The organism is Microcoleus sp. Pol11C3, from assembly GCF_036701485.1.
Lineage (GTDB): Bacteria > Cyanobacteriota > Cyanobacteriia > Cyanobacteriales > Microcoleaceae > Microcoleus.
On the sequence record NZ_JAUBQW010000001.1, the window covers coordinates 112,519 to 124,907 of the forward strand.

The 12,389-nt window shown below is 45.3% G+C and carries 11 protein-coding genes; 8 read left to right on the forward strand and 3 right to left on the reverse strand.

The annotated features are described in order from the left end of the window. Positions 1–47 precede the first annotated feature (47 nt). Both QUA40_RS00490 and serS read left to right on the forward strand, forming a co-directional pair. Complete coding sequence (locus QUA40_RS00490; protein WP_333120896.1) at positions 48–1,682, forward strand: iron uptake porin; 1,635 nt, start codon at positions 48–50, stop codon at positions 1,680–1,682. A gap of 368 nt (positions 1,683–2,050) precedes the next feature. Further along, on the forward strand, positions 2,051–3,331 hold the full coding sequence (gene serS / locus QUA40_RS00495) for a serine--tRNA ligase (RefSeq protein WP_333120897.1): 1,281 nt from the start codon (positions 2,051–2,053) through the stop codon (positions 3,329–3,331). 401 nt (positions 3,332–3,732) lie between these two features. Here the strand turns inward: serS and QUA40_RS00500 are convergent, their stop codons facing one another. Next, on the reverse strand, positions 3,733–4,749 hold the full coding sequence (locus tag QUA40_RS00500; RefSeq protein WP_333120899.1) for a hypothetical protein: 1,017 nt from the start codon (positions 4,747–4,749) through the stop codon (positions 3,733–3,735). Between the two features lie 246 nt (positions 4,750–4,995). Here QUA40_RS00500 and QUA40_RS00505 point away from each other — a divergent pair, with 246 nt between their 5' ends. Beyond that, positions 4,996–6,864, forward strand: coding sequence for a 3-oxoacyl-[acyl-carrier-protein] synthase III C-terminal domain-containing protein (locus QUA40_RS00505; RefSeq protein WP_333120900.1), 1,869 nt, complete (start codon positions 4,996–4,998; stop codon positions 6,862–6,864). Then, on the forward strand, positions 6,864–7,790 hold the full coding sequence (locus tag QUA40_RS00510) for a DUF6999 family protein (RefSeq protein ID WP_333120902.1): 927 nt from the start codon (positions 6,864–6,866) through the stop codon (positions 7,788–7,790). Before QUA40_RS00505 ends, QUA40_RS00510 begins: the two co-directional genes overlap by 1 nt. 123 nt (positions 7,791–7,913) lie before the next feature. Here QUA40_RS00510 and QUA40_RS00515 read toward each other — a convergent pair whose 3' ends face one another. Beyond that, complete coding sequence (locus QUA40_RS00515; protein WP_333120903.1) at positions 7,914–8,051, reverse strand: hypothetical protein; 138 nt, start codon at positions 8,049–8,051, stop codon at positions 7,914–7,916. A gap of 317 nt (positions 8,052–8,368) precedes the next feature. Between QUA40_RS00515 and msrA the strand changes: the two genes are divergently transcribed. From msrA to QUA40_RS00535, 4 genes are all read left to right on the forward strand, one after another. After that, positions 8,369–9,022, forward strand: a complete 654-nt coding sequence (gene msrA, locus QUA40_RS00520; RefSeq protein WP_333120905.1) for a peptide-methionine (S)-S-oxide reductase MsrA — start codon at positions 8,369–8,371, stop codon at positions 9,020–9,022. A 137-nt stretch (positions 9,023–9,159) separates the two neighbouring features. Next, complete coding sequence (locus QUA40_RS00525) at positions 9,160–9,465, forward strand: hypothetical protein (RefSeq protein WP_333120906.1); 306 nt, start codon at positions 9,160–9,162, stop codon at positions 9,463–9,465. Positions 9,466–9,586: 121 nt separating this feature from the next. Next, complete coding sequence (locus tag QUA40_RS00530) at positions 9,587–9,928, forward strand: YtxH domain-containing protein (RefSeq protein ID WP_333120908.1); 342 nt, start codon at positions 9,587–9,589, stop codon at positions 9,926–9,928. A 37-nt stretch (positions 9,929–9,965) separates the two neighbouring features. After that, positions 9,966–10,547, forward strand: a complete 582-nt coding sequence (locus tag QUA40_RS00535) for a DUF948 domain-containing protein (protein ID WP_333120910.1) — start codon at positions 9,966–9,968, stop codon at positions 10,545–10,547. 17 nt (positions 10,548–10,564) lie between these two features. Here the strand turns inward: QUA40_RS00535 and QUA40_RS00540 are convergent, their stop codons facing one another. Beyond that, entirely contained in the window at positions 10,565–12,307 is a 1,743-nt protein-coding gene (locus QUA40_RS00540) for a cellulose-binding protein (RefSeq protein WP_445301114.1), read from the reverse strand. Positions 12,308–12,389: the final 82 nt, after the last annotated feature.

Consider the following 12,389-nt stretch of genomic DNA (forward strand, 5'->3'; position numbering starts at 1 on the left):
GGTATTGCTAATTCGGTGTATCGGTTCCTTATCCGGAGCTTTTTCCTATGCACATCCAGCATTTTTTTCACCTAATTACTGCTTTTATACTGGGAACACCTGGTGTATTTCTACTAACATCATTGCCAAGTTTTGCTGCACCAACTGATAGCTCAGTTGCTCCTGAACCGTTAAATCCCTTGGCAGAAGACCCCTTCGCGCAGGTTAATTCTGTCTCTCAACTCTCGGATGTAAAACCTACTGACTGGGCGTTTCAGGCGCTGCAATCTCTAGTTGAACGCTACGGCTGCATTGCCGGTTATCCCGACGGCACCTACAGAGGAAACCGCGCCATGACGCGGTACGAATTTGCAGCAGGATTGAATAGCTGTCTCGATCGAGTCAGCGAAATAATTGCGGCAGGAACAACCAACCTGATTACTGGGGAAGATTTAGCGATCGTCCAAAAACTGCAAGCAGAATTTGCAACTGAATTATCGGTGTTGCGGGGTCGAGTCGATGCTCTCGATGCACGCACAGCCGAACTAGAAGTGAATCAGTTCTCGACTACGACGAAGCTGAATGCGGAAATTATCGTGGTGGTAACAGATACCTCCGGTAACAGTGTTGGGGATTCGCGCGATCGCACCAACACTATTATTGCCAACCGGGGGCGATTAAATTTTGAAACCAGTTTCACCGGTCGCGATATGCTGAGAACCCGTTTGGAATTCGGCAACTTGGGCAGGAGGATTGCCGATGAGACGGGTACAAATATGACGGCATTGAACTTTGATGGCAATGTCGATAACACAATCACCGTCCCTCACTTATTGTATGTCACCCCGCTGACCTCTAATCTGGCGCTGACCGTCGGCCCCACAGGTGTTGGGTATCCCGATATTACGGATTTGCTGACTCCTCCCACGATCGCTAGCGATAGTGAGGGAATTCCCTCGAAGTTCGGACAATACAATCCCCTCTACCGCCGGGGAGGTGGCGGTGCTGCTGTCAACTGGACGATCGTCAAAAACCTCACCCTGACTGTGGGCTATGTAGCCGGAAATCCCAATCTTTCGCAGCAAAGTAACGGTTTATTCAACGGTTCCTACAACGCTCTGGTTCAGCTTGCCTACCGGGGCGATCGCGGAGCAATTGGCGTAGCCTATTCTCGTACCTTTGCACCCAGCGGTAAAGCAGACCTCACAGGCGGTACGGGCAGTTTTCTGGCTGCGCGACCGTTTGGGGACAATATTGCTACATCCAGCGATTCTGTAGCCGTACAAGGATTCTACCGCCTTGCTCCCCGCTTCCAAGTTCACGGTTGGGGCGTTTATACTCGCGCCAATGCAGAAAATTCCGGTGTTAGCAGCGTTTCGGATGGTAGAGGTGGCGTGGTTTTGCTAAATGTTGACGGTGACGATCGCGCCGATATTGTGTATGCAGCGATCGGGATAAGTTTCCCAGATGTTGGAGGTGAAGGCAACCTACCCGGTATTTTGGTGGGTTTGCCAGGTCGCGTGACGAGCAGTAATGTGCGCCGCGAGCGAGATACTTCCTATCACATTGAAGCGTTCTATCGCTTTCAGGTCAACGACAACATTTCCATCACCCCTGCTGCTTGGGTCGTTGTTAATCCTGAGAATGACAGTCGCAACGACACTCAATGGGTTTGGTTGCTTCGCACGGGCTTTAACTTTTAACCGGAAAGATATTTTAGTAACCTAGTCCTGGACACAAAAACCCAGTTTCTTGACGTAATTGCCTCATTTGAGACGATAATCGCGAGAAACTGGGTTTTTTAGAGCGATCGTGCATCGAGGGCTTCAATTCCATGCCACGCAACAAAAAACCCCTACCATCGCTGGCTGGGGTAGAAAATTATCAGGGTGCATCTACTAATATTTGCAACTATAACATACATTTGTGGGGTGTCACCCTTCATGGGTGACACCCAACAAGTATTTTCAGTCAGAATAAATTATGATTCAATATGCCAATGATTAACAAAACTTGTATATCATCTCGTTCTGTCCCAGCCGATCTAAAATTTAAGATTTAGAATAAATCTGTGCTAGACCTCAAATTAATCCGAGAAAACCCGCAAGCCGTGCAAGAAAGCCTCAACCTGCGCGGAGGTAACTATGAAATCGAGCTGATCGTGCAATTAGACAAACAGCAGCGGGAGTTGGAAAGCAAGCGATCGCAACTGCAAGCCCGCAGCAACGAAATTGCCAAACTCATCGGTCAAAAAAGAAAATCGGGTTTACCCCTCGAATCTCCCGAAGTTCAGGAACTGCAAGCAGAAGGCAACGCAGTCGGCACCGAGTCGAACCAACTGCAAGCACAGGAAAAAGACCTAAAAGCTCAAATAGAAGCTTTATTGCTACCGCTGCCAAACTTGCCGGCTTCCTCAACGCCGATCGGCAAAAATGAAGAGGAAAACGTCGAAATCCGGCGCTGGGGAGACGAATACATTCCCCAAAATTCCGGTATTTTACCGCACTGGGAAATCGGCGAAAAATTAGGAATTCTCAACTTTGAACGAGCGGTAAAAATCGCTCAGCCCCGCTTTGTGAGCTTAATTGGAGCTGGTGCAGCCCTGGAAAGAGCGATAATTCAATTCATGCTCGATCGCCACACAAAAACCGGTTATGTAGAAGTAATTCCCCCATTTTTAGTTAACACTGAATCCCTCACCGCTACGGGTCAATTGCCCAAATTTGCTGAAGAAAGTTTCAAGTGCGACCAAGACGATTTGTGGCTAATTCCTACTTCCGAAGTTCCGGTTGTTAATTTGTACAGAGGTGAAATTTTGACAGCAGAACAGTTACCAATTTATCACTGTTCTTACACTCCTTGTTTTCGGCGCGAAGCTGGCAGTTACGGCAAAGATACGAGAGGATTAATTCGATTGCACCAATTTAATAAAGTTGAATTGGTAAAACTCGTGCATCCGAGTACCTCCGAAGCAGAGCACGAAAAGTTAGTGCAGGATGCTGAGGGAGTTTTGCAGGCGCTGAAATTGCCTTATCGGGCGATCGCACTGTGTACTGGTGACTTAGGTTTCGCGGCGACAAAAACCTATGATTTAGAGGTGTGGCTACCATCTGCTGGCAAATACCGCGAGATTTCCAGTTGTTCCAACGTCGCAGATTTTCAGGCGCGGCGGGCAAATATTCGCTTTAAAGAAGCGGGTAAAAAAGGCACTCAATTCGTTCACGCCCTCAACGGTTCCGGTTTAGCTGTGGGCCGCACAATGGCAGCAATTTTAGAGAATTACCAGCAGCCAGACGGAACTGTAAAAGTGCCGGAAGCCTTACAACCCTATTTGGGACGGGAAGTTTTATAAACAAGTTTGTAGTTATATCAAATCTGTTAGCATCGGAATTATTCCTTTCTCTCTTCTCTTAATCTGCGTGAATCAGCGTGAATCAATTGTTATCTGCGGTTAACAAATTCTCTTTTTTTGACCGCAGATGAGGGCAGATCAACACAGATTAACGCAGATGAATTAGATTAATTCCGGTTGCACTGTTCGTGGTTGAATGTTGACTGGATTTGACGCTTTACGATGCTACCGGATTTGATATTACTGGGTGATTGAAATCGATCCTAGACAAGCTTTTGTCCCAGCAGAAGGAAACTAAAAAATAACGTAAAAGGCGAATGCTGTTAGATCCCCGACAATTTCGGCGAAGTCGGGGATCAGAGTGTTATATCTTTTCTCGACTTCTTCTTTCTTTTTTATACTTATAGTTGGAGCAACGCTTCTTTGATACTTAATGCTAAAAATCTATCCAATGCGAGATACATCCAGTAAACAGATAACTGACTATCGCTGCTAGTTTTCTGAAATCCCAAAGCCAGGGACTGTTTTTCGTACATGGGGTGAATCATCAGGGTGTACAAGTCGCAAAGATTGGGAAAATCTGTTTGCATTTCGCCTAAAACTTTTTGTGTGTCTTCGAGAAAAGCAATGCGGTATTCTGACAAATACTGCGGCTCGATCATCCAACTGCGGACAAATACTGACTGGCAATTTATATCTCCTGGTAGCGCCATCTTGAAAGGATCGATATCGGAAATAGAACTTAAATGAAGCCCTTTACTAGGAGCATTAAAAAAATTTACTTCTGATTCGCTAGCTGTGGGATAAAGTAAGTAAAATCCGACTGGATTGAGATTATCTGAGCGGCGCAAAACTCGCATTCCTTTTGAATATTGACTGGCAAAAAGCCGGAGGATTTTAGCAATTTTGTGGGGAACGGCGTTAGTGTTGCGGTTCATCCAGTTGTAATTGGTGGCTAATAAATTGGCAACTGGAATTGCGTCGCACCGAGGGTTGAAATCATCTAATTGGAGTTGTACAGGCTTTTGAGGTTCGGCGGTCTCTAAAATTTCTGAAACTGGTTGAATTTGAATTGCCGTAGCGTTACCATCAAAGTGTTTTGCGATTAATCCGAGTGCTGCTAATTTATCTAACATCATTCCGGCGGCGCGATCGCTCCCGCGATCGGAATCACAGTAAAATAGTTCGGCGGCTTCCCGGTGAGTGCACTGCACTTCTGTTGCTGGCACTTCCAGTTTCGCCAGCGGTGGTTTGAGACGGGGCTGGCTTTCCTGAAGCTGTTTCACCGATAAGTAAACCCAAAGCCTGATAAAGCATTCAGCCCTAGTGCGAGTTACGCCTACTCGTTTCATCAACAGCGAAACAGCCGTGCGGCGTTGAGAAGGAGAATACCAAGTATCTAGTTTTGCAATATCCATTTCAGTCGAGAAGCAGCGAAGGAACTATAGTTACATATTGGCTCAATTACAATAAACTTCACCCCGCTTCCGGTTACTTGTTGCTGCTACTGCTCAACCTGCGTGATTTGGGCCGACTCTACAAGATAGCTGCTTGCTCCTTGCAAGTTCACTGCTTCACAAAGCATCATCAATTTTAGATATGTTCTGGCTTGATTTAACAAACCAACGAACCCGAGTAAATTAGCAACTTTAGAGGTTTACGCCATGTACAGTGCTTATATCAATCGGATGGGAAAATTTTTGCCGGGAGAACCGATTAATAATGATGAGATGGAAGAATATCTCGGCCAAATTGCCTCGCGCCCTTCGAGAGTCAGGCAGCGAATTCTCAACAGCAACGGCATTCAACAGCGCTACTACGCGATCAACAAACAGCAGCAAACACTCTATTCTAACAGCCAAATGGCAGCGTTTGCCGTCCGTGACGCGATTTCTCAGTCAAATCTGGAACCAGGGGCGATCGACTTATTGGCCTGCGCTACCACTTTACCAGACTTATTAGTACCAGGATTTGCCAGCACAGTACACGGGGAACTTTCCGAATTATCCCCCCTAGAAATAGTGTCAACTCAAGGAGTTTGCTGTGCCGGAGTTAGTGCTTTAAATTACGCCACCTCTCAAATCGAACTCGGCAAAAAACAAACAGCAATTGCCGTCGCTTCCGAATTTCCCTCCCGCCTGTTCAAAAATACCAAATTTGAAGCAGAGACTTCGGTGCAAGCGAGGAAATCCCTGCCTTTCGATACAGAATTTCTGCGCTGGATGCTCTCCGACGGCGCCGGAGCATTTTTGCTTCAAAACCATCCCAACGCGACAGGAATTAGTTTAAAAATAGAATGGATTGAACTCGTTTCTCACGCCAATGCTTATCCTGTTTGTATGTATTCAGGATTAGCCAACGAAACATCAACTAAAAGCTGGTTGGATTATTCCTCCTACCTCGATGCAGCCACAGCGGGCGCTTTTGACTTGCGGCAGAATATTCGCTTGCTGGACAATGTAATGAAATTAGGTGTTGAAGGTTGGCTGCGGTTGATTAAAGCCGGGAGAGTTTGTCCGCAGGAAATCGACTGGCTGCTATGCCACTATTCGTCTCACTTTTTCCGGGGGCAAATTGTAGAACTTTTGGCACAGGCTGGGTGCATGATTCCTGAAGAAAAATGGTTTACTAACTTGTACAGTCGGGGAAATACAGGATGCGCGTCGATTTATTTAATGTTAGAGGAATTGTTTAATTCTGGCAAGTTGCAGTCGGGGCAGAAAATCTTTTGTTTCGTGCCAGAAAGCGGCCGCTTTACAACGGCGTACATGATGTTAACTGTTGTGGAAAATACCAATAAATCTATGATTTCTCAAAGTTTTAACTCGCTTGCTGTTGCCGAAGCTTCGCCTCTCGAAAGCGTTAAACCGGAACACCCTAACTCTCCGCAAGCTTATTTGTTGCGGGAGTTAGCAGGGATTTGGCTGAAGTTTGAGCGCGAAATTCGTTCCGTTCCTATTGTCCGCAAATTGTACCGAGGAGAGTTTACAATAGAAGATTATCAAGCTTTGCTGTGCAATCTCCGGCCACAAGTTGTAGAGGGAGCTCGCTGGATTGCTCGCGCTGCTTCTAACATGAGTGACTTTCGCTTGCGATCGACTTTTATCGGTCATGCTCAAGACGAACACCGCGACTATCAAATGCTAGAACAAAATTATGTTTCTGTGGGCGGCGATTTATCGAAAATTGTGGAATATGATAAGAATATTGGCAGCGAAGCACTATCAGCTTTTATCTTCCACCAAGCATCCCGGGACAATCCGGTCGATTTAATTGGCAGTATGTTTATTATCGAAGGATTGGGCAATCAGTTGGCGGGAAAGTGGGCAAGACACATTAAAGAAACTCTCGGTTTGCAATCAGAACAAGTATCATTTTTAGCTTATCACGGAGCTAATGACGAGTCGCATTTAGCCAAACTAGAAAATTTGATTAATGCCGAATGGATGACAGATGATATTGCCCGTCGCATTGTCAAAACCGCTCGCGTCACTGCTCGTTTATATTTGCTGCAATTGGAGGAAATTCGCTAATGCAAAAGCTGCAAAAACAAGATACCGAAAATCTCCCAGATGAGCGAAAAATCCCTTACGCTACCAAACCCTACAACCGCCGAGATCCGAATGTTTGGGATGTGTTGTTTTGCGATCGATCGATTCCAGTCGATTTAGTGGCAAAAGCATATATGATGAGGGATTTGCAAAACTGGACTCGCAATTATTTGCTCATCCCGATCAAAGTAATTGCTAACTTGTTGCTGGCGGTAATTATGACCACAAAGCGCCTGTTGCCCTTTCAATTTCGCGCTTACACTTTAATGCACAAATCGGCTGCATTTTTCCTAAATAACTTTGTCTCGCCAGAAGCTTGTTATTTAATTGTGCGGCACATCGGCGCCGGCTCCAACATTATCAACTTCTTGATTGACAACGGCCCCGACACCCAGATTGAAAAGTCAAAGCTTTATCCGCGCACTGTTAGCGATTTAGCTGACAATGCGTTTCTCGAACACGACTTAATTCTCTATAATTTTGTCTGGGATTACAACCAGGCAATGCTGACAAATCCTAACTGGTTGCAGCTCGTCAAACAACGGGGAATAAATTATGAGAGTATTCAACCTGTAGAAGTTGCAATAGACTTTGAAAAACGCAGATGGCTAAAAATTCTGGATTTAGAATCGGCGATCGAATTGTTTAAAGTCTTTTATTCTCTGTGTTTGACTAGCGACGAATTTGCGCGAGCAGTCATGTCGCTTCAGTTAGATGAAAACTTCGGAGTCTACGTCAGCGAAATTACCGGAAATTGCGACTGGAATCATATAATTGTCAACCGCCACCCGTTAGCGCCCAACAGTCCATTTAATGCAGCACGCGACTTGTTTTTGCACGGAATAATTTCGGAATATCTCTATCGGTATTTGGAACTGCAAAAAGAGATGAGAAATGTTTCAAAGTAAGGTGCTTAGGTAGGTGCAACGTAAGCACCTTACGAATATAAGTAGCGCGTCCAATAACTTTTTGCGTAAGTCCTGAAGTTTGAAAGAATGGTTAATTTTTAGGTCAAAAATTAATAGTACAACTCAAGCTGCTGCTAACTGTGCTTGTTCTGCGGCTTGGGGCAAATTTTGATTTACGACAATCCACTTGCCCGTAATCGGGTCGCGGTAAGTAATAAACGGATTAGATTTTAAAGGTTGACTGCAAGGTTTAGCGCCCATTTCTACACACTCCCAATAACTGGTATTGAATAACTACTACAACACCATACCTTTAATAATCGGATATTTTGCCTAAAATCCGCGTGATTTATAACTCAACAATAGGTGATATTTGAGGTATGTTTTGGTGACATAGAACACTGCCTAATGTGATTTAAAACTTCGTTGGCAGTGAGCAGTATCACCAAAAACCTTCCGTAAAAAAAATCTGCCTTCGGGTTTTTACCTTCTACCTTTAAGAGGGCCACTATTTTCAGTATACATCTGATATTATTAAGTAAGGTAAAGACGTTTATCAGAGATCCCCTCACAAACTTATGGTGCTATTTGGATTTGGCAAAAAGTCGAGCCTGCCCTCTCCCCAAGAGGCCTTGCCGGGACGGGCAGAGTCGATGTCGGTACCGGCAACTCACTTTGTTAACGGCAATCCGCTCAAACCTCCCTTTCCAAACGGCATGGAGACTGCCTTGTTTGGCCTGGGCTGTTTTTGGGGAGCAGAACGCAAATTTTGGCAGCAAAATGGAGTTTTTTCGACTGTTGTTGGCTACGCGGCGGGGATTACTCCGAATCCTACTTACAACGAAGTTTGCAGCGGGATGACTGGACATAATGAAGTAGTTCTGGTTGTGTTCGATCCGAAAGTAATTAGTTACGAAACGCTGCTAAAGGTTTTTTGGGAAAGCCATAATCCTACTCAAGGAATGAAGCAGGGTAATGATTCGGGTACTCAATATCGATCGGGAATTTACACGTATTCAGCTACCCAAATGCAGCTAGCTGAATCTTCGCGAGATGCTTACCAGCAGGCTTTGACGGCGGCCGGTTACGGCAAGATTACCACTGAGATTATTGATGCTCCTGAGTTTTATTACGCAGAAAGCTATCATCAGCAGTATCTTGCTAAAAACCCGAACGGTTATTGCGGTTTGGGCGGTACTAAGGTTTGTTTGCCTGCTATGTCTCAGGCTTAACACTTTACGCGCCTTATGGATAGGGACATATAGATCGTGACAAAACATTGTTTTGTCCCTACCAAATATCGGGTGGGGCGGGCTTCTAGCCCGCCATAAAAAGCCGAATATGTTAGTAGTTTAAAAATAAGTAATAAATGCTGACTGCTGTTGTAATTATCAATTTACTAATATCTGTGGTCTGTTTTTATATCGCTGCGAAAGTGTGGAAAATCAGGCGGACGATCGCACGTTTGGAAATTCGGATCGCAGGAATGGAACGCCGCAGCAGCAATGTCCTCAGTATGTCGCCCGGTTTCCTTGCTAAAAGGCAGCAAGGTACCCGCCAACTGCGACGACGTTATCAACAACTCGAATTGCAACTGCAACAGGTTCAACAATTTTTGGGATTGCTGGGTTTGGGACGGATGCTTTGGCCCAGGCGCGATCGACCTTTGAGGTAAGCTATCCTAAAACTGCCGCCCGTGCTAACTCCGTAGGATTTTCAACAATATTTCTACCTTTGTAAAGGGCTGTGATCGGGCAAACGCCCCTAAAATTGGTGTATGGAGAGAAGTTATAAAAATGTCAACTAAACGTTCAGGATTATTTATTGGCGGTTTGCTTGTGGGTTCTGCGATCGGGGCCGTGACTGGCTTGCTGATGGCACCGCGACCGGGCAAGGAGACGCGGCAGATATTGAAAAAATCGGCCGATGCTTTGCCGGAGTTGGCGGAGGATTTATCGACTAGCGTGCAGTTGCAGGCCGATCGACTTTCTGAAACTGCAATCCGAAATTGGGACGAAACTTTGATTAGACTCAAAGAGGCGATCGCAGCGGGTTTAGAAGCGACTCAGCGGGAACGCCAAATATTGTCGGAAACTGAAGCTGAAGTGAGTCCCCCGTCGCGCCCTCCCATCCGCTAAATGACATGAAATCCCAAACCCCAAATCCGAGATTCAAGTGAGTGATCCCATATTCTGGCTAGGACTTTCGATTTTGCTAGTGGCAGTTAGCCTGACTGCTGTTTTAGTGACTTTAATACCTGCGGTGCAAGCGCTGGCAAGGGCGGCCCGCAGCGTGGAAAAGCTCGCTGACACGCTTTCTCGCGAGTTTCCGCCCACTTTGGAGGCGATTCGGTTGACGGGTCTGGAAATTAGCGAGTTGACGGATGATGTCAGCGAGGGGGTACAAAGTGCGGGCGAGGTTGTCAAACAGGTCGATCGAAGTATTGGTAGCGCCAAAAAGCAGGCGCAAAATGTGCAGGCTACAACTCGCAGCGTGGTGAGTGGGATGAAGGCTGCTTGGAAAACTTTAACTCGGAAGCCGCCGATTTCTGGGACAAATCGCCGATCAACAGATAGATTGTCGCCCAGTCAAAGAAGTGCGCTTTCGCTGAGGGATTCGGGTTTGGAGGACAGGTATTCTGGGGGTTACGGTGCGGGTACGAGTAATGGGGAATCGCCCCGGTTGAGGGGTAGCGAGGGTTCTGGTTTGCCGGGGGATGCTGAAGATTTTGAGGAAGTGCGATCGAACGATTCTTGATTCCACCCAATTCCCGATCATCCCTCCACAGCACAGCCATCCCACCAGCAAGGATTCTTATCAATAAAATCCATCAAAGCATCATACTTAGGCGAACCCTTTTGCTCCACATACTCCAAAGCCCCCCAACTTCCCCACTTACTAAATCCACCCACGTCCACAAAGTGCATGAAAAGACTGCCTCCAGCTTGTTTCCAACTATTCAGTAATTGCGTGTAAAGCTCATACATTTCTGAACGCCTATTTAATTCCATAAAAAACTTGGTCAGTTTTTCGTTATTCTCAACTCCTTCAATACCTACAATATGTTGACCCCCCTCGTAAACAAATAACTTGAGACCTTTCTTTTGAGCCACATCTAAGTAATACTTAAAGTCCTTCTCAACATCGGGCAAACTATCTTTGAATCCAGGTAGCAACCCGCCCTCTCTTAATTGCTTAAAAGCTTTGCCAAAGCCACCATCTGCGTCATTCAACCAAGACTCTACAGTGCTGACACTTTCTTTCCCGCCCAAGTTTCCGCTAAAATATCCAGCTATGGCTACGGCATCAATGCCGTGTTGATAACAAGGTTTATTGCCTTCAGTTACCCAGTAGGGACAATCTAAAGCATAATCTCCTAACTCTCTCCATGCTCTTTGAGTTCCTAACACGCACACAACTCGATTCTTTTGAGCCCCAAAGACGCCTTTCCAGATATCGCACATTTGAGCAGTACGCATTCCGTGCCATTGCATAAAAGCATCGCCTTTATCTCCCCACCTCGCTTTACCTTGTTTCAAAGCATAAGTCGCTTGTGGGAATGACCAATTCCAAACCTCATTAGAATACTCTACATTAACTTTCAGCTTTGGATCTAAACTATCTTTGACCATTTTAGCAAAGTTAGTCATGTATTCATCCGTAGCCTGATGTGGCATATTAAACCAGGGATCGGCTTGGACTTTGTTAGCTAAATTCACCATAACTTCAATGGGAACATTTCCTTTGTAAGCATAGGATATACTCTCTGGTTTCGGTCGGTTTGACCATTCTTTTTGTTCAGAACCATTTGTCCCCATCCAGTCCATAAAACGCAAGACTCTAAACTTTTTAATCTTTTCTATAAACAGCGGGTTAAATATTTCACCGCTTTTATAAAGCTGTTCATCTTGGGAGCGAACAACTTTAATATTGCGGATGTAGTTCCCTGTTTTTTTGGGATCGGTAGCAGTAATTATAATCATGATGCCTCCGCCTTGTGTGGCATCCACATTAATGATATCCCTTCCGGCTTTCGACGCAGCCTCATCTTTTTTGGAATCAAATTTATATTCGATCGCACCTTCACCCTCATAAGTAACAATATATTGCCCTGAAGGATAGCGATTGGGAATTTCCCTAAGTAATAGGGTACTTACTCTAGTATATTTAGGAGCATCTTCGGCAGATGGGAGAGACTTCACCCACCCATTTTCATCAAGATTTAAAAGATTATATTCTTCAGTATCCCATTCACCTTTACAGTTGGGTTGTCCGCTGACGCATTGAGTTATCCATTGTCGAGAAGATTTGAAACCATCTAAAAAGGGTAATTGTGTTGACCAGTCAGCAATACCATTAAGTCCAACTCCTAAAGAGGAGTGAGAGTTTGACGTATTTTGTACATCTGCACGCACAGCTATTTTGTTATCTACTTGCCGTGCTGCGGTGGGAGCAATATTAGTTGTTAAAGCCCAACATCCGGGAATGAAAATGACAAAAATTAATAAACCCAGCACAAAGCCCAGAGCTTTGTTGTTCGATCGGATACTTAATCGAGACATAAATTTGACTAATTTGATTGTTTTAGGTTAAATCGAA